The 17,786-nt window shown below is 37.6% G+C and carries 17 protein-coding genes and 1 pseudogene; 3 read left to right on the forward strand and 15 right to left on the reverse strand.

Annotation, left to right across the window (positions count from 1 at the left end):
• Window positions 1–151 precede the first annotated feature (151 nt).
• The 7 genes from J7I96_RS12565 to uraD all read right to left on the reverse strand — a co-directional run bounded on the left by J7I96_RS12565 (window position 152) and on the right by uraD (window position 5,839).
• Complete coding sequence (locus J7I96_RS12565) at window positions 152–1,063, reverse strand: VanW family protein (protein ID WP_214925667.1); 912 nt, start codon at window positions 1,061–1,063, stop codon at window positions 152–154.
• A gap of 43 nt (window positions 1,064–1,106) precedes the next feature.
• Complete coding sequence (locus J7I96_RS12570; RefSeq protein ID WP_214925670.1) at window positions 1,107–1,961, reverse strand: hypothetical protein; 855 nt, start codon at window positions 1,959–1,961, stop codon at window positions 1,107–1,109.
• Between the two features lie 277 nt (window positions 1,962–2,238).
• Window positions 2,239–2,646: a DUF1259 domain-containing protein gene (locus J7I96_RS12575; RefSeq protein WP_214774862.1), complete on the reverse strand. Its 408-nt coding sequence runs from the start codon at window positions 2,644–2,646 to the stop codon at window positions 2,239–2,241.
• A 769-nt stretch (window positions 2,647–3,415) separates the two neighbouring features.
• Window positions 3,416–3,955 carry a thiol peroxidase gene (gene tpx, locus J7I96_RS12580; protein ID WP_214774864.1) on the reverse strand — a complete coding sequence of 180 codons (540 nt, stop codon included), beginning with the start codon at window positions 3,953–3,955 and terminating at the stop codon, window positions 3,416–3,418.
• 30 nt (window positions 3,956–3,985) lie between these two features.
• Window positions 3,986–4,345, reverse strand: a complete 360-nt coding sequence (gene uraH / locus J7I96_RS12585) for a hydroxyisourate hydrolase (protein WP_214774866.1) — start codon at window positions 4,343–4,345, stop codon at window positions 3,986–3,988.
• Window positions 4,345–5,328, reverse strand: coding sequence for a factor-independent urate hydroxylase (gene pucL, locus J7I96_RS12590; protein ID WP_214774868.1), 984 nt, complete (start codon window positions 5,326–5,328; stop codon window positions 4,345–4,347). The genes uraH and pucL overlap by 1 nt, the downstream gene beginning before the upstream one ends.
• Before the next feature lies 1 nt (window position 5,329).
• Complete coding sequence (gene uraD, locus J7I96_RS12595) at window positions 5,330–5,839, reverse strand: 2-oxo-4-hydroxy-4-carboxy-5-ureidoimidazoline decarboxylase (RefSeq protein ID WP_214925673.1); 510 nt, start codon at window positions 5,837–5,839, stop codon at window positions 5,330–5,332.
• A 239-nt stretch (window positions 5,840–6,078) separates the two neighbouring features.
• On the opposite strand from uraD, the gene J7I96_RS12600 reads away from it, so the two are divergent.
• A complete protein-coding gene (locus J7I96_RS12600; RefSeq protein ID WP_214925676.1) occupies window positions 6,079–7,263 on the forward strand; it encodes a PucR family transcriptional regulator in 1,185 nt (394 codons plus the stop codon).
• A 109-nt stretch (window positions 7,264–7,372) separates the two neighbouring features.
• Here J7I96_RS12600 and J7I96_RS12605 read toward each other — a convergent pair whose 3' ends face one another.
• On the reverse strand, window positions 7,373–8,560 hold the full coding sequence (locus J7I96_RS12605; RefSeq protein ID WP_214925678.1) for a PucR family transcriptional regulator: 1,188 nt from the start codon (window positions 8,558–8,560) through the stop codon (window positions 7,373–7,375).
• Between the two features lie 247 nt (window positions 8,561–8,807).
• On the opposite strand from J7I96_RS12605, the gene J7I96_RS12610 reads away from it, so the two are divergent.
• Window positions 8,808–10,148, forward strand: a complete 1,341-nt coding sequence (locus J7I96_RS12610) for a nucleobase:cation symporter-2 family protein (RefSeq protein ID WP_214774876.1) — start codon at window positions 8,808–8,810, stop codon at window positions 10,146–10,148.
• 267 nt (window positions 10,149–10,415) lie between these two features.
• Here the strand turns inward: J7I96_RS12610 and J7I96_RS12615 are convergent.
• The 3 genes and pseudogenes from J7I96_RS12615 to J7I96_RS12625 all read right to left on the reverse strand — a co-directional run.
• A pseudogene (locus tag J7I96_RS12615) lies at window positions 10,416–11,285 on the reverse strand (CotS family spore coat protein); the annotation flags it as partial.
• Between the two features lie 311 nt (window positions 11,286–11,596).
• Window positions 11,597–11,980: a YkvA family protein gene (locus tag J7I96_RS12620; protein WP_214925681.1), complete on the reverse strand. Its 384-nt coding sequence runs from the start codon at window positions 11,978–11,980 to the stop codon at window positions 11,597–11,599.
• A gap of 177 nt (window positions 11,981–12,157) precedes the next feature.
• On the reverse strand, window positions 12,158–12,976 hold the full coding sequence (locus J7I96_RS12625) for an alpha/beta fold hydrolase (RefSeq protein ID WP_214925683.1): 819 nt from the start codon (window positions 12,974–12,976) through the stop codon (window positions 12,158–12,160).
• A gap of 273 nt (window positions 12,977–13,249) precedes the next feature.
• Here J7I96_RS12625 and J7I96_RS12630 point away from each other — a divergent pair, with 273 nt between their 5' ends.
• Window positions 13,250–13,759, forward strand: a complete 510-nt coding sequence (locus J7I96_RS12630) for a DoxX family protein (protein ID WP_214925686.1) — start codon at window positions 13,250–13,252, stop codon at window positions 13,757–13,759.
• Between the two features lie 269 nt (window positions 13,760–14,028).
• Here the strand turns inward: J7I96_RS12630 and J7I96_RS12635 are convergent, their stop codons facing one another.
• The 4 genes from J7I96_RS12635 to J7I96_RS28830 all read right to left on the reverse strand — a co-directional run bounded on the left by J7I96_RS12635 (window position 14,029) and on the right by J7I96_RS28830 (window position 17,437).
• The gene (locus J7I96_RS12635) at window positions 14,029–14,514 is read right to left on the reverse strand and encodes a DinB family protein (RefSeq protein WP_214925691.1); all 486 of its coding nucleotides are present in this window, start codon (window positions 14,512–14,514) and stop codon (window positions 14,029–14,031) included.
• A gap of 407 nt (window positions 14,515–14,921) precedes the next feature.
• Complete coding sequence (locus J7I96_RS12640; RefSeq protein ID WP_214925693.1) at window positions 14,922–16,193, reverse strand: MFS transporter; 1,272 nt, start codon at window positions 16,191–16,193, stop codon at window positions 14,922–14,924.
• An 85-nt stretch (window positions 16,194–16,278) separates the two neighbouring features.
• On the reverse strand, window positions 16,279–17,034 hold the full coding sequence (locus J7I96_RS12645) for a class I SAM-dependent methyltransferase (protein ID WP_214925695.1): 756 nt from the start codon (window positions 17,032–17,034) through the stop codon (window positions 16,279–16,281).
• A gap of 106 nt (window positions 17,035–17,140) precedes the next feature.
• Window positions 17,141–17,437, reverse strand: coding sequence for a TIGR04104 family putative zinc finger protein (locus J7I96_RS28830; RefSeq protein WP_214925698.1), 297 nt, complete (start codon window positions 17,435–17,437; stop codon window positions 17,141–17,143).
• Between the last annotated feature and the right edge of the window lie 349 nt (window positions 17,438–17,786).

Below are 17,786 nucleotides of genomic sequence, written 5' to 3' on the forward strand. Positions count from 1 at the left end.
TGTTCAAGTAATCTGTTCCGAAAAAGAAAAAGCTGTTTCCTCCCCCATCTCTAAACAAGCCCTTGCTCTAGTGAGCAAAGGCCGTTTTTACGAGTTTCTTCTATATATACACCAAATTTGCCAAAGGTGCCTTCATTCGTAACGTGTACTTTTACGAACGAATAATTTGTTCTTTGGATATCTGCTTTGAAGCATCGGGAATCTTTCGTATTTTATAATTAATCATATCTGAAGAGTAAACCATGATACTCACCATTCCTCCTTGGATTGTAGCCCGGATCAGGATCGGTTGATTGTACTTGTTTTTAAAACTAAAATCAGGCCCATACCAGCTTACTGTAGCATCGCGGCCAGATGGAACATAAGGAACGCTCCTTGTATGGGAATAGCGTTGAACCGTTTGCAACCCTGCATTGTCGATAGCATTAAACAAGGTGGATGAAACCTGGCAAATTCCTCCGCCAATCCCTTCAGAAAACTCCCCTTTAACGATAACCCGAGCGAGTAAATATCCTTTTTCCACCGACCTCTTGCCAACAACTTGGTTAAAAGAAAAGACCTCTCCTGGAAATACGACATAATTATTAATGGCTTCTGCAGCAAGTATGATATTATTTGAACGATTTTTATTGTTCACATTAAAATAGGTTCTATATTCACCGATCTTTTTTTCACGAATTTCCGCAAGTATTTCGCTGTCAACCTTTGGATGAATAGCAAGCAAAGGTGCTTCTAGTTTGTATGATCTACTATTGTACAAAAAGGAATGAAATTGTTCTATAAAGGCTTGATGATATAGCTTGTAACCTACCCGCCCAGGTAAAATATTACCTTGTTTGTCAATTGTGGCATTTACAGGTTTTTGGTAAACTTGCCGGTCTATTTTTTCTACAAATTGATTGTATTTATCCACGTCCAACATAGGAACATCCAGGTAGGGCATCGTAATATCAGCATGGTTGACACTGGCAATCGTTTGTCCTTGGTGGGTTACCATTAAGCTTTCTGAAATATTCACTGGTTGAACGAATAACAAAAGTCCGGCAATCCATGTTAATCTCATTGACTGCACCTCCTGGGTTGGTTTCCTTGAACATTCACAATTTTCACCTCAAGTCTTCATAAATTGCATCTTGATCAATAAACCAACGGTCAGGCAAACTCTCCTTACGGATCATAAAATGCATAACCTTTATTTCTTTGCCTTCTTTCTTCTTATAAATAGCTACTTGAACGGGTACATCCACGAGAAATAGACCATTTAGCTGTTCAGGCGGTTGTCTTAAAGGGGCAACCACTCCAAAGTATGTAATATCGTTAACAAGTTTAGTGACATCGTTGGCTTGACTCGGATTAGATAAGGTCATTGCTAATAATTCCTGATTTCCTTGATTAATGGCAATCGTAAAAATACGTATAAGTTCATAAGGATTTACCGTTTGTATATAATCATCAAGCTTACCAGCCGCTTTCAATACCATTAATTTATGAGAAAGATCTTCGTTTTTCAAACGATGCGTAATACTTCCAGAGAAATGAACACAAAAATGACCTGAAAAACCATTTGGGAGAGCACCAGCACCATGTGGCATTCCGTGCATGGATGCAGCAATCATTTGATTATTGATTAATACAATAATGGCTCTTCTATTCCAACTCCATTTATTATTATAAATTTTCTTCATGATTTGAGTATCTTCTTTGGTTAATGGCTGTACATCGGCATGATGGCTGCCTGCCCTTCGTTGTACCTTAAATGATAAACCAGTTTCAATATCGATTATGGTGAAATTTGTTTTATCAGGAATAATGTTATTTACAATCTCCCAAGGTAACATCTCAATTTTAAAACTTATAGGTCCTTCTTCATCTTCCCATTCCATTGCATAGACCGACTGATCGACCATTAAGACAAATATAAAAATAGCGATAATTACTTGATATAATTTATTGTTTTTCATTTGGCCTCTCCTGCATTTTTTCTTATTATTTCAGGACATAATAAATTCAATACCTTTGAAAATTTGGAAATTCTTCGAATTAAGCTAAAAAGGCTCAGGCATGATAGTCATGATGTTATAATATGTACTTTTGATATCCCTAATCCGGTAACTTAGAAACTACACAAGATGCCATGCGGCCTGCTCCAAGGAAAAATAAAAGACATGATATACAAAAAAGAAAACATCAGTGGGATTGATAATCTCACTGATGTAAGGCTTGCCTCTTATAGTCTGACTACACTTTTAATACTCTAAATGCATCTCTAACTTTTTTAGCAAAATCCAGTGGTGGTTCAATCGATTCAAAGTGCATATACATTGCCCGAGGTTCTTCAAATAACCAGTGATTATGAATAGAAGTAACTAAAAGGTCCCTTTTTCTAAGTTCAGTTAATAATGGGTTAACTTCTTCTTGTAAAAGAACTGTTTCCCCTAAATTTAACGCATTCCCCCTACTATCAATATTCTCAAACGTAAAAAATTGCGGATTGACTAGTGGAGATTGCGTTCTGCGATCAAGTATTGTAAATCTAATATTACGAAACTTTTGCACCAAGCATACTCCTTCTGGAGTAATCATTCCGTCTCCGCCTAAAATTCTTGCATATTCCTGACATAATCTTCTTCTTTTTTCCGAACTCATGAAGTATCCCCTTTCAAAAAAAAATTTTCCACATGTTAAAATTCACGATTATTATATTCATCTGTTGATGAGGATATTAGTTTAAAATCCTCAACTTCTAATAATCTAGGTTATATGAACATGAAAATCCCTTCAGATTTTGTTGAAGGGATTTTTGTAGAGTATCATGATACACGTACTAAAAATGATTACATTGATAAATTAATATGGGAACAAGGAAAGGCTCTCACCTTCAACAAGAAATAAAAGAAGGCAAGGGCTTTTTAACTGATCATTCTTACGTGGGAATGGATATGACCAGAAGAGTTGTTTTAAAAAGGAAATAGTACCCTCGATAGATTTTGCCATTTGCTGATGTAGAAAATATCATTGCAGGGGCTGTTTGTTGTATCATCAAGAAATTGGAGCAGAGATGACGGATTTCAGGAGTTTACCCGGATACTTATTTCTATTTCCAATGTTTCTAGCATTGTTATGTTAATTAGTAAGTTAAAACATAAAAAAGGCACTCCCTCGGATAAGGAAGCGCTTCCATATTATATAAAGCTATTGGGCTTTCATTATAGCATGACTGCGGTTCAAATAAAAGGTATTTATGTTTAATTTTAGCATTTATATTTTGACATTAGAAAGAGATCTGGATAAGTCACTGGAAAACTACTAATTTAATTCAGTATCAACAAAAGACAAGACCGTCCAGCTTTTTGTAAATCGGACGGTCTTGCAGAAAATAGAGTGTACTTTTACTATCCTTGGTGAGGGAAAATGTTTATGTAGCTGCACCAGCTTTATTTATCACTTCCTTCGCTACCTGCAATGCGGATTCATAATCTGCGTGATCCGTGACTTCCGGTACATATTCCACATACTTAATGGTTCCTTCTTGATTTATTACAAATACTGCCCTGCATTCCAATCGTTGTTCTTTCATATACGTTCCATATGCTGTGCCAAAAGACAAATCAAAGTGATCGGAGAGAATGGTTATAGCCTCCACATTACTTTCTTTACACCATCTTGCTTGAGCAAAGGGAAGGTCTGCGCTGATAGCCAATACCGCTACATCATCACCCATTTTGCTTGCTTCTTCATTTAAGAGCCTTGTTTGTAAATCACATACACCGGTATCAAGCGAAGGAACAGTCGTGATGATGCATGTCTTATTTTTATAGTCTGTTAAATGTGCTTTACGGCGGTCATTTGTTAATAGTTCGAAGTCAGGGGCCTTATCCCCTACTCTTAGTTCAGGACCAATCAAGGTCACTGGATTCCCGCCTAAAGTCACTGCACCAGTACGCTCATGTGCCAAATTGAACCCTCCAACTCTCTTACTGATTTACTAGCTTCCTCGGTAGGTGCTATATCCACCCGGAGCAACTAGCAGAGGAACATGATAATGTTCTTCATTACTTCTTATTCCAAAACGAAGTGGGACCTTATTTAAAAATGGCCTTATATTTGGATCATTCGCTCCATCATTGAAATATTCCCCAACATAAAAGACAAGCTCATACTCACCTGGTTTGAGATCATCCCCTTGAAGAAGCGGATCATCCACTCTTCCATCTTTGTTTGTACAGACCTCTTTAATGAAAGAATGGTCTCCCTGTTCTGCTATGGCCCAAAGTTCTATCCTCATCCCTTTTGCCGGCAGACCTTTAGACAGGTCCAATACATGTGTGGTCAGCTTACCGTCCATTATCGGGAAGCCCCTACAGTTGAATCAGCTGCCTTTTTTTGTTTAACGTCTTCTTGTGTAACGACAAAGCCTTGGAAGCCGTACGGAGGACGTGGTTCCTGATAAACACTTCCTTCTGAATTCGGAATGGTTTCCACAACGGTTTCCCAGGTACGATTATTGGTTTTAAATTGAACATTCGCCAGCTGAGGGAAACGTTCCAGAATCCTAATTCCAATATGATAAATGAGCTGCTGAATCGAACGGTTATTCAGTTCATGGAATACTGTGTTTGCAATATCACAAATTTGTTCCGCTGCTACATATTTTTCTGGATCCGCACCAGTGCCATCCTCCCAGCGGCTATATTCCCAATCGAAATCCAAGTAGATAAATAGTGGACGATCCTGAGCTTCTGGCAGTGTGGTGTATTCATCTTGAATAAATCCATAAAAAGAGCTTCCTTTAACCTTGATTAAATGGACATCAACTATTCCACTTGAATGCTTAACGATTTTGCTTCCGGTAGGTGTCCTTTTGACTTCGATTGTAGTGGTAGCCCTTTCATTTCTGGAACATCGATAGACAACATCACTATTTTCATGTCCTTCCCCTTTTGGAACGAGTACATGATCGAAGGGAACTTCAGTTGCAGTCAGTTCCACTGCATCTATGTGGCTATACTTATCAAGGAAAACTTCACATATGAACTTTAAAAATCCTTCCGCCGTATTTCCTTGATAATTGGCCGCCTGGCGATGAATGATATTTTTCATGGAATCCGTTGCAACCACCAAGCTATTATCCCCTTCCGTAAAAGAAGATAAAAAAGCTTCCCCTTTCAGAGAAATCTGGCAATTGAATCCGAAAATAGTATTATCTCTTTCTGTGAAACTTGATTCCGGTATTTTCCGCAAACCTGTAAGCGGCTGCACAAAAGTCCTGTATACAAATACATCCCCTTTACCGTAAAACATCGTTCTGTTTTCATTTTGAACTGTCATATTATTCCTCCTCCTGCTTTATAAAATCAGATAACCTGTGGCTGGCAATTAAGTGGATTTGCTTGATCGCTTCCTTACGTTCATTTGCCTGATCCAGACCAATCCTTCTTTTCATCTCTGCCTTGATCACCGTTTTATCGCTGCCACGGACAGCAAATATGAACGGAAATCCAAACTTTTCTTTATACTGATTATTTAACGCATGAAATTCTTCATATTCATCCGGAGAAAGCGAATTCAAACCGGCTGCGGATTGTTCTTTAACTGATGCTTCAGCCATATCAATCCGGGCTGCTAGGTCCGGGTGAGACTTGATTAATTGGAGCTGTTCCGATAATGAGGCATTCTGCACAACTACTTCCATTTTCTGTTTTAGGTCCTCTAAGGAAATGAATGGCTTGTACTCCCATGAACGCTCTGCTATCCATGGAGAATGTTCATATACCCAACCTAACTTTTCGATGAATTCCACCTTGTTCAACTCATTAATGCTATTAAGGTCAGATATCAATACGGGCCCTCCCTTCTTCCGACTATTTTTATAATTCTAAACATTCTTAACTTAATTGAATTATATACGTGCGTTCATTTATAGGTCATTAGCTGAAAAAGCTAATATTTTTCCAACCCCTTTGTGCTTACCGCACTCACCTTTTAAAGAACAGGCTATCCTAATGGCTTAGTTTTATTTGCCAATATTCAAAAAATTAGTTAAATTAGAGAAAAAAGGCACAGCGAAGGGGACCTATCATGCATTTAACGATGACTGATGCATTAAAATTACCACAAATCAAACAATGCCAAGTGGCAGCTGGCATGCAGGGACTTAATAGAGAAATAGAATCCATCAATAGCTTTGATGCTCCTGATGTGCTTTCCTGGTTGAAGCCAAATGAATTGATTCTAACAACCGGATACTTATTTCAAGATAATCCGCAACAATTAGACCAATTCGTAATCGAATTGGCAAAAATGAATTGTTCAGGATTGTTCATCAAACTGGATGAAATTCCGCAAACTACCATCAGCATTGCCAATATGGCCAATTTGCCTATTCTCAAAATCCCCCCTGAGTTTTCGCTATCAGATATCATGTCTCCCCTGCTTCGTGAAATAGTTACGAGACAGAATGAACAAAAAGAGCAAAGTTATAGCAAGGATGATATTTCCCAAGTTGGTGCCGAAAGTTACGGGATTTTAAGTATGACGGAAGACAAATCCAGCTTCCAACAAATTACTGGGGGCTTCATATGTACGGTTTTACCTTTAACGTTGCAATGGAATCAGAGGAATGATTCCATTACTTATAAACAGCTTATCAAGACAATTGAAACATTAACCGAGCAATATAAAATCGATAAGCTCATAAGGAATATCAAGGGCAGTCTAGTTATCATTTATCTGGATACCATCCCCTTAGGGAACACCCGCTTTTATTCACAAGTCACCCAGATAAGCCAACAAATTATCTCTACTTTATCTAAACACCTGCCAATGGAACTTACGCTGGGAGTCGGTAACTATCATACAGGTATTAATAACCTCGCCAATAGCCTACAGGAAGCTTTACAATCGATTGATTTGGGAAAACGATCGAACCCAGGAAAGGAAGTTTACAGCTACAAAGAATTAATAACATTTAAAATTTTGCAGTATGCTCCAAAAAATGTGCTCATGGATATTGTTACAGATAATTTAGCACCGCTGAAGGAGCATGACGATGAAACCCAGTCTGATCTGATCAAAACCTTGGAGGCCTATTTGCAATGCAATCTTCGACCTGCTGAAACGGCCAGAATAATGGGCGTACACCGAAACACTATCCATTTTCGAATTAAAAGCATAAAAAAACTACTAGGAATGGAACTAAGCAATGATGATCTGTTCACTTTAAAACTTGCCCTATATGCCAAGCGTCTGCTGGATAACCGATAAGAAAATGGCCCATACAAATAAAAAAACTGCCAGGGACCCTTCATTCCCTGGCAGTTTTTCATGTGCAGTAACACTGATTCCCTATTCCTTCAAATCATGCTTCCTTTACCTAGTCAGGTAATAATAACTTCGCAGCTTTTATACTAAACTGCAATTTAAAAGCAATATCCCTCGATTTTAAATCAACTCCTAATAAGTCTTCAATTCTAGACAAACGGAACTTTACAGTATTTCGATGAACAAACAAAGCCCGTGCCGCGTCTTCTATTCTCCCTCTTGAAAATAGATAGGTTTCCAGCGTTTTTAATAACTCCCCCTCATTTTCCCTATCATATGCAATAATCGGCTGAATCATGGATTGCACGTATTGAGTTATGGCATCCTTAGGGATTTGATTTATTAGATCTTCAACTTCAACGCTTGCGTAATCATTGATATTAGTCGGGTTGACCCTCGAGCCCAGTTGAATGGCCTTTTTAGCTTCAATAAACCCTTCTTTCATATTGTAGAATTCTTTTTTCACCTTGCTTAACCCCATCGATAGTGAAATGCCAGGATTATCTTTGGATATAAGACCTTCCAAAAGGATGGCAATTCTTTGAGCCTGGATAAGCAGGTGTTCATCAGTCACCATCCCTTTCCCTTGCAGGATAATCAATTGACCATCGAAGTCGATATTCCAATACTTAAAATCTTCCCTTTCCGTTTGGTTTAATTTCTCCAACATTCTGCCAATTGGAAAGAATGAATCCCCGTCTTCTTTCGTTCCGTTTATTAAGAGCAGAATATATGGCCTATCGGGATTAAAGCCAAATTCCTGTAATTGGGGGATAAAAGATGAACTCCTATTTTCCCCATTCAAAAGAGAATGAAAAACTTCAACACTTCCTTTACCATTGTTTTTCACTTTCTCCTTATTAACAAGTTCATATGTAAAGCTGAATAATAAGTCGGATAAAGGCATTTCATAAGGAATCTCCAGCAATGGGAAATTGTACTTGTTCGCTTCTTCCACCATTCCAGGAGGAATCGTAGAAAGAAACCGCTTAATCTTGATAGCTAATCCAGCACTTCCTCTTTTCGACAATTCCCTAACAAGATTGATTTGAGCATTCAGGTCATCCTTAAACACATAACCGGTTGTCAGCAGGAGTTCCCCTCGTTTAATCCATGATATATCCGGATGATCCATTATACTTACTGAATTAATTACCCGAGTTAACCCTTGACTTCCTCCAATAACTTCCACTTGGTTTAGGGCAGGAAGTTTCAAAGCTTTTTCAATCGTTAAGTACATATTTCTCCCCCTATTCTTCTTAATTATATACAGAATGAACTTGAATGAATATTCATATTTTTCCAAAAAATAGTCTTGATTTAGCATTATGGCGGTGATAATATAAAAATACACCGATTTTGTAAATGGCGTTTCTTAATAAGCAACATAAAAACCATCCATAAGGATGTTTTTACAAAATCACAAGGAGGCGATTTCGTTACATTCATATAATTGGAAAGTCGTGACTAATTAAAAGGGGGCAAACATGGAAAAATTAAGCAAACTAAACACGTTATTGTTAGGTTTACAGCATGTTTGTGTAATGTATGGAGGAGCGGTAGCTGTTCCACTAATCGTCGGTCCTGCAATCGGCTTGACACAAGAACAGGTCATATACCTGATCTCGTTTGATTTACTCGCCTGCGGGATAGTCACCTTGCTTCAAGTTATTGGCGGTAAAGGGTTTGGTATAAGATTACCTGCTTTAATGGCTGTTTCTTTCATAGTCGTCGAGCCAGTAATAGCCATAGGATCGGTCCATAGTATAACCGGGGTTTTAGGCGCAGTTATGGTATCCGGAATAATTGTTGCCATTTTATCAGGAGTAATCGGTAAATTAATACCCTATTTCCCACCAATTGTTGCAGGGTCCGTCATATTAATCATAGGCGTGTCATTAATGCCAGTTGCCATGAAAAATGCAGCGGGCGGAGTCGGTTCCCCCACCTTTGGAGATCCTATGAATCTAATGCTAGCCTGTTTTACACTAGTGAGTTTCCTTTTATTGAATACACTTACTAAAGGTTTCTTGAAAGCGGTTTCAGTTCTTTTCGCCATGATTCTAGGCACTATATTGGCTGGTTTTTTAGGTATGGTCGATACGTCTGGCTTTATAGAGGCCAGCTGGTTTACAATGGTGACTCCTTTTTATTTTGGGGTACCTACCTTTGACCTTTCATCTATTATCACTATGACAATCATATCTTTAATCATAGCTGTGGAAAGTATAGGCGTCTTTTTGACACTCGGGGAAGTATGCGGGAAGGAAATAACCGAAAAAGATGTGGAAAAGGGCCTCCGTGCAGAAGGAATAGGGAGCTTCATAAGCGGTATCTTCAACTCTTTCAACCATTCTACCTTCTCACAAAATGTTGGCTTGGTCTTGCTGACAAAGGTAACTCAGCGCTCGGTAGTAGTCACGGCAGGCTGTATCCTAATCTTTCTAGCTTTTGTGCCTAAGGTTGCCGGTCTTACGACCATGATCCCTTTACCCGTTCTCGGCGGAGCCATGATACCAATGTTCGGCATGCTTCTATCTGCAGCTTTGGGGATGATAGCCAAAGCTGATCTAAGCAAACCTTCCAATCAATTGACGATTGCACTTGGAATAGGAGTCGGTCTGGCAGTCAAGGGGGTCCCGGAAGCATTTGATAAATTCCCGGAAACAGTCCAATTAATATGTGGAAATGGAGTAGTGATGGGTACAATAACGCTGGTTGTTTTAAATGCCATCCTGAATGGAAAAACAAATCCATCCATTACACACCATCATTCCATACCTGAAATTCAACCAAGCATGAGCCAGAATATTAATATCCACCCTTAGAAAGTAGCGGACAAGGCAATTCTCTAAGGGTGTCTAGTTGGCTAGGATCTCCAACACTTTTAATTATAACCTTATTCAGGGAATTTTCAATCAAATAATACAAGCACCTTGCAACAGCCTATTTAATAGGTAAGCAAGGTGCTTTTTTTTACTCCATTATGGCTCTTCAACTTGTTTCATTAGAAAAGAGAGCGATATAACCCTCCAAAAATTTGGAGTCACTCCCGAAATTCCCTACCTTTTTCGAGTCTATATTCAAGGGGTCCCTAATTCAGGTTCATATACTACTTCTTTAACATTAAAATTCATTTGGTGCAGATAAGTCGATCATTAAGATATCATATAGTTGAGATGAAATTGGATTTGCCTCGTGATAGGACTTGATCATTTCCCTTACCCAAGTTGCATCCCATCTATATAAATCTGCCATTGTGCCAGTAATCAGTTTTCTCAAATCACGAATAGGAAGGTCGTAAGCGACACCGTTAAGGTCAATAATCCACATTCCATTAGATCCCATTTGACCAGCCATAATCTTGATGCACTAATCCCCAATATTCATTTCCTTGTTGCGCTAGCTCTAGATAGCTTGATTCATTTAATCTTTCTAAATTCTTTTTGCTTGTTCTTCAAATTCATTTAGAACATTCAGCAAATAAGAGCTTGCAGGCATTTCTTCATATGCATTAGCAATGTTTCGAAACCAATCCATCTTATTGATGACTTTTTCATAAGTCGCTGGCCATTTATATAACCAGGATGAAACTTCAGCTTGTTTTAGGCGGAACATACCCTTTGCTTAAAAGGTGGAATTCGCCGAGAGCATTACAAAGATGTTTGGCTCCTTTCAAACCTTTTGATACAGGTGCCAATAACTAAATATTCTTGAGCTCCTAAGCTAAACATGCTTCTTGTAGGTCTTCTGTGTAAAAGTTTTAAACTCTTTGGCCCTGAACTTGTTTCCATTTTCCATATAGAGCCGCCTTTATCTGGTTTTGTTGTAGCAACTTGAATGTCCTGAACGGAGAAACCGTAATGTTCAAGAACTTCAAGTGCCATTTTTTCAATATATTCAGGAACAAAAAACTCATGAGTGAGCTCATCCTCTTCCCAAGGCACAATTATTTCTTTCTCCATGAAAACCCCTCCTTTGATATATATAAAAGTATTTTCCGCCAAAATAAGGGCAAGGTTACGACAGATTCATTATGTTCTAATATCAGGTTGTATCCATATACAAGCATAATTTTCTAATGTTGAATAATGTTCCTTTATTAAATACGCATCAGCCTCAGAGAATCCGATTCTTGTAGAATAATTCCATTGATAATATTAAGATCGCTTTTTAACCATGGCTTTGTTAAAGATTAATGTTGATTTTTGAAACAAATAAAAAGAGACCACCTATAAGTGGTCTTCTTGTGCATCCTAGTGAAGTAAAGCACCCGTTAGTTCATTAAACCATTAATATATATAATAGCCCATATTATAATTAAGACCCAAATCATTACTATTAGTGAGCCGACTATCCAATTCTTCGGCTTACCATTTTTCATCATTTCTTCTGCCTTAACTTCACAATCGGTTAATACAATCTTTGGTATCATCTTTAATGCGATCATTATCCCTATTGGAACGAGAATTACATCGTCTAAGTAGCCAAGAATGGGTATAAAATCAGGTATTATGTCTATCGGACTGAATGCATAAGCCACCACACAAGCCGTAAATACCTTTGCATGCCAAGGCACCCGTTCATCTTTACAGGCAAAGTAAAGGATAAAAATTTGCCGTTTTAGACTCCTCGCCCAATTCTTAATTTTATCAAACATTTTTATCTCCTATAATAATTAAGGTTTTATTTCCATTATAACAATATAAGATTTACAAAGGATTGTATCTTCACTAACCTCCCCGTTCCATAAGAAATAGCTGCCTTCGATCCTAAGCTAAAGCAACCGTTAGTTTAAGTACTATTATTTCACAATCTTCAATTACTGCGTTAAGTATTAGTTTTGGAACTCTTCAATTCTATCCAACCATTCATTTAATAGAGTGCTAAAAAGTTGCGGTTGTTCAATTTGTAAATTGTGACCTGCCATATCCAATACAGCAAATGTTCCTCGCGGATACTTGTTTGCTATGTCAAGAGCATCTTTATATCCAACCGAAGAGTCTTGTCTTCCTAACAGGAATACACTGGGTTTAATAAAATCAGACTGGTCAATCTTAAAAGAAAACCCATATTTATTCTTAACCTTATTTAGAAACTTTTCATCTGCAATTTTACAACCACTTAGAATTTCTTTGTTGTACCTTAACCATGTGTACTCATCAAGTACAATGTTGTTATTTCTAAAATCCTCTAATTCACCCTTTGATAAATTTTCAATGAACTTCTCATCCGTTCTCATTATTTCATGTATCTCAACTGTTCTATTTTCTGGAAGAGGAATAATAAGAGGACATATAAATGCTGCACCAAGTATTTGTTCTTGATGCTTTTCAATAATGCCCCTAGCTATATAGCCACCGTAAGATTCCCCAGCAATTACGTACTCTTGGTCAGGAATTACAGCTTGAATAAACTCTAAAACAGCATCCAGCATTTCATCAGAACTACTTATTTCGTTATATTCTTTTGTTAATCCCATCCCAGGCAGGTCGATATAAATACGTCGCCACCCTTCCCTCTTAGTAAATATTGGTTCCATACAACCACTCATTAATCGATGGTCCGGAGAATAACCGTGTATCATTAAAATTGGTTTCCCTTCCCCTAAATCTTCATAATAAATTTCTGCTTTGCGAACTTTGCAATATGCCATATTAATCCTTCTTTCTATAAAAATCATTTTAACTAACAGTACCTATTCTCTTTTTGTTTCTTTAATTCCTTCTTCAACTATCCTCCCTCTATAAACATTGATGTATCAACGATTTGCACCACTCGGTATATTAGGGAATTTATTTTTTTAATCATATTCCATAGTTGTTTGGGCCTTGTTTTACATATTCGTCACAAGATGATAATGAAAATCATTTTCAATTATGTTATTATATTTCTTAGTACTTTTTATTTTAACTATTGGGGGAAAAACATGATGATTGATGCTCTAAGACAAAACAAAAACATTTCTATACTCTTAGCTGTATTACGTGTATATATCGGATATACGTGGATTATGGCTGGTTGGGGGAAAATAGCAAGTGGACAGTTTGATGCTTCTGGCTTTTTACAGGGTGCGTTGGCCAACGCAACAGGAGAACATCCGGCAGTTCAAGAATGGTGGGTGGTATTACTAAAAAATATAGCGATTCCTAATATAGATGTATTTAACCTCTTAGTACCTTGGGGAGAACTATTTGTAGGTCTAGGTCTATTAATCGGTTGTTTTACAAAAACAGCAGTGTTTTTTGGAATGGCGATGAACTTTTCTTATATGTTTAGTGGTACTACAAGTACAAACCCACAACTTGTTTTATTGTCAATGTTTATCTTAGTTTCTGCTATGAATGCAGGAAGATATGGGGTAGATGGTATGATTATGCCAACTCTTAAAGAAAAACTATTTGCTAACAAAACAAGAGAGATAAAAGATGCTGCTTAGTTTTTTAATACATAGATTCGAAAGATCGCCAGTATAGGCGGTCTTTTTTGCAATCTTCTTGTTGAATTATCCTGCCCCGTTAGTTCCGTAAGAAAAGGCTGCCTTAAAGACAGCCTTTTTCAGCTAACGCACCCGTTACTTTAAATACAATTCTTCACAAACTGATTTTGCTTAACAAAACTGACCTGCAGCAGAACATCGAAAAGGCGATTTCTAATTGAAGGATTACACATATATATAGAAACCGACTAAATTAATATCTATTTGAATTATTTATTGGAAAGAGAGGAAAGGCCCCGACCTATAAGATTTGCAGAAACAGGCTTTTTCCCTAATTCCCTTGCCCAAATTGATAATTGCCCTATATGGTGAATTTCGTGAGCAATAGTATGCCGCATTATTTCACCCCAAGTATCCGTCACAATTCTTCCATCTTGCAAGGTATCATAAAATAATTGTTTTTCCATACTAGCATCCCAGTTGTTCACAAATTTTTCCACTTCTAAATGAAATTCAGCGTCCAATTTTCGAACTTTGTTTAAGCTTTTATAACTATCGAAACTATCCTGAAAGTCCGTTTTACCTTGTAAGAGACGTATCCAGCTCCATTCGACATCTACAATATGGAAAAGTGTATGCAATATACTTCCCATTCCACCCGTTCGGTTCCGCAGAAGTTCTTCTTCACTTAACTCTTCACACCAACGATACCAGTCTTCTCTTACCATCCAGTTATATCTAAAAAAAGTTTGCAAAAATTCCCCTCCCCAGTTAGAAAATAAAATACCATTAGAGCAATGCCAACATTGTTAATATTACTATTTATACAAACATAGGTTGAATTCCTTTTTCAACAATCCCTGCCCCGTTAGTCCCATAAGAAAAAGCTGCCTTAAAGACAGCTCCGATCTTCAGCTAACGCACCCGTTAGTTCATTAAGAAAAGATTGTAGTTAGGATTCAATAGTTGCCATTGATGTAATTCGTATATAATATCCATCTGGATCAATTAATCTAAAATCCTCTAATCCCCACGATTTTTTTGTTAACTTAGTCTGTATAGAGTACCCTTTTTCAACGTTTCAAACGTTCCAAAATGACCTTCAAAAGCCGTTTCCTGTACGATAGGAAACGGCTTTTTTTACTTATTATATGGCTTCTTTTTATTTTTTACTTCCCCGAGACCAGATGACCACTGGAATCAATAATAAAGATAATAACCCTCCGATGAATGATAATGCTGTATAACTTGAGCCGGCCACAATCATTCCAGATAAGGCTCCGCCAGAGGCTCCTGATAATGCAATTAAAACATCCACCGTACCTTGGGTTTTAGCCCGATTTGAAGTGTCGGTTGAATCAACAATAAGAGCCGTCCCACTTATTAAACCGAAATTCCATCCTAATCCAAGTAAAGAAAGGGCAATAACTAAGAGAATCATAGAATCGCCTGGTGCAATCGCCGATATTAAACCGGCCAGAAGCAGCGTAGCTCCAGAGGCAATAGCCATGGCAGTACGGCCAAACTTATCAACAAGGACACCTGTGACCAGTGAAGGAAGATACATGGCAGCTATATGAAATCCTATAACGAGACCTATTTCTCCCAGATCATGTCCATGATGTCTCATATGAACTGGCGTCATGGTCATAATGGCCACCATTACAATTTGAGTAAGAACCATAATTGCCGCACCAACAATGATTCCTCTTTTGTTTACGATTTGTTCAGTATCAGCCGAATATCCTAATCGATTACTTTCTTGTTTGGACGCTTCTATTGTTCTTGCTATAACTAATGGGTCTGGGCGAAGCAAAACGAAAAGGACAAGACCTGCCAAGATAAATGCTGCCGCTGATAAAATGAAAGGGCCAGCGAGTGAAGGAACGCCAATAGAAAGAGCAAAATCCCCCATTACATTCACTAAATTCGGACCGGCAACTGCACCAAATGTTGTAAACACCATGGTAATACTGATGGCAGTGGCTCGCTGTTTATTGTTTGCCAAGTCCGTACCAGCGTATCGAGCTTGTAAATTTGTCGCTGTTCCTGCACCATAGATCAGCAGGGAAGCAAATAAAAGGAAAACGCTATTTATGATGGCTGCCATTATGACACCTATCGCTCCAAGCCCACCTATCAAAAACCCAGCTGTTAGACCTGTACGGCGACCGTAACGTTGAGAAAGTCTCCCTACGATTAAAGCAGCCCCGGCTGATCCTAAAGTAAATAAACCCGATGGCACTCCAGCAAATGCATCTGTGCCAAGCATTTGTTGCGCAAGAAGTGCCCCCACCGTAACTCCAGCCGCTAACCCGGCACCGCCAAAAATTTGTGAAATGCTTATAATAATTAATGTACGTTTGTATAACATCTTTTGTTTTTCCTGAGAGTCTACATAACTCTGGTTCATTTGATATGTTTTACTGGACATTTGTTAAGACCTCATTCATCATTCTGTAATTTCCCCCCACCATGTACACCTTCCTCTAGTTGATTTTATAATATTTTTATAACCTTTACTTTTTTAGTTTAAAAACTATAAAATCAGCACATCTGAAATCTTCTTCAAATGAAGGATATTTTTCTAACATCTCTTTTGATGGCTTAGGTTCTATTATGCTTTCTAAAATAAAACCTGTTTTGATTAAAGTGTTTATATAACTTGTTAATGTTCTATGATAGAATAGCATTTTTTCTTTATCACCTAAACCTTGTTCATACACCCCTTCATAAAAATACTTATCTACGTTCCAATGCAGTTTTTTACCGCCCTTTGTTTTTTCCCAACCACTTTCTGGAGTAACAAAACAAGGATGTAAAATCGAAAATATAAAACAGCCTCCATCCACTAAAAGACGATACATTTCCTGAAATGCTTTTTCGTAATCTGCTAGATCTTGAATGACCATATTGGATACTATTAAATCAAAACTTTTGTCCTCTAAAGAATTCAAGTCCTCACAATTAGCCTGCCTATAATCAACCAACAAATCATTCGGGGTTTTTTCTTTAGCAATTTCTATCATCCGTGATGAATAATCCACAGCCGTTACAGTCGCTTCGGACCTCGCTAACATTCGACTTAAATACCCTTCGCCACATCCGGCATCTAAAACGTTTTTATTCCTTACCGTTTCCATAAGTGATAATAAAGTTGGATTTAAAAAAACTTCTTTATGAAGATCTCCTTGCTCAGTATGATTTGCAGAATATGTATCCGCGAAACGATCCCACCTTTTAATCGCTTCTTCTGTACCAATATTCTGATTCATGTTGACTCCTCCCTGTTCTTTTGCTTTGAATTCATTCCCCTGCCCTGATAGTTGCATTAATAAAAAGCTGCCTTAAAGACAGCTCCGACCTTTTGTTAATGCATGACTACCACATCTGTTCGTCCTTGTTACTTAGCTTATATATAAAAGGCATCAAAATAATCACTAAAGCATACGCAGCTATTTCAAAAGCTAAGACATAACCTTTAGGTACTCCATATGATATGAACGGTACAATTAATAAAGATATAAATATAAAAAGGCTTAATAGCATTCTTGTTTTCATGGAAACGTATTGGGATGAATCACAGGATGAACATCTTAACTTCTTTTTAAAGGTAAACATTTTAAAAAAGGCCTCTATCCAACCCCATTTATAGCCATATTGCTGACAGGTTGGCATATGCAACAAACTCCTTTCAATTAAATCAATATTACAAATTATATCATTTATTCCTAAACTATCCTGACTAGTTTGTTGTATAAAGAAAAAACCACCTTAAAGACAGCTCCGATCTTTTGCTAACACACCCGTTAGTTTAAATACAATCCTTCACAAAATAACTTTGGAATAGGAAAAAGAGGTGCCGCAGTTACCTGCATTGTTCAACTCAGCTCCATATCTTTCAATAGTAGTTTTATTACGTTTTTCTTGCTAATATATCCGCAAATACCCCGATTACAGCCGATTATGCTTGATTAAATGACCTGACTGGCATGTAAGCCCCAAATGATAACGCTTCCCTTCACTA

Origin of the sequence: Bacillus sp. ISL-78, assembly GCF_018613455.1 — a bacterium.
GTDB classification, from domain to species: Bacteria; Bacillota; Bacilli; order Bacillales; family DSM-1321; genus Peribacillus; species Peribacillus frigoritolerans.

Excerpts from the sequence above, each read along its gene's own strand:
- J7I96_RS12565 (WP_214925667.1), bottom strand. The coding sequence starts at position 1,063 with ATGAGATTAACATGGATTGCCGGACTTTTGTTATTCGTTCAACCAGTG.
- J7I96_RS12570 (WP_214925670.1), bottom strand. The coding sequence starts at position 1,961 with ATGAAAAACAATAAATTATATCAAGTAATTATCGCTATTTTTATATTT.
- J7I96_RS12575 (WP_214774862.1), bottom strand. The coding sequence starts at position 2,646 with ATGAGTTCGGAAAAAAGAAGAAGATTATGTCAGGAATATGCAAGAATT.
- uraH (WP_214774866.1), bottom strand. The coding sequence starts at position 4,345 with ATGGACGGTAAGCTGACCACACATGTATTGGACCTGTCTAAAGGTCTG.
- pucL (WP_214774868.1), bottom strand. The coding sequence starts at position 5,328 with ATGACAGTTCAAAATGAAAACAGAACGATGTTTTACGGTAAAGGGGAT.
- J7I96_RS12600 (WP_214925676.1), top strand. The coding sequence starts at position 6,079 with ATGCATTTAACGATGACTGATGCATTAAAATTACCACAAATCAAACAA.
- J7I96_RS12605 (WP_214925678.1), bottom strand. The coding sequence starts at position 8,560 with ATGTACTTAACGATTGAAAAAGCTTTGAAACTTCCTGCCCTAAACCAA.
- J7I96_RS12610 (WP_214774876.1), top strand. The coding sequence starts at position 8,808 with ATGGAAAAATTAAGCAAACTAAACACGTTATTGTTAGGTTTACAGCAT.
- J7I96_RS12620 (WP_214925681.1), bottom strand. The coding sequence starts at position 11,980 with ATGTTTGATAAAATTAAGAATTGGGCGAGGAGTCTAAAACGGCAAATT.
- J7I96_RS12625 (WP_214925683.1), bottom strand. The coding sequence starts at position 12,976 with ATGGCATATTGCAAAGTTCGCAAAGCAGAAATTTATTATGAAGATTTA.
- J7I96_RS12630 (WP_214925686.1), top strand. The coding sequence starts at position 13,250 with ATGATGATTGATGCTCTAAGACAAAACAAAAACATTTCTATACTCTTA.
- J7I96_RS12640 (WP_214925693.1), bottom strand. The coding sequence starts at position 16,193 with ATGTCCAGTAAAACATATCAAATGAACCAGAGTTATGTAGACTCTCAG.
- J7I96_RS12645 (WP_214925695.1), bottom strand. The coding sequence starts at position 17,034 with ATGAATCAGAATATTGGTACAGAAGAAGCGATTAAAAGGTGGGATCGT.
- J7I96_RS28830 (WP_214925698.1), bottom strand. The coding sequence starts at position 17,437 with ATGCCAACCTGTCAGCAATATGGCTATAAATGGGGTTGGATAGAGGCC.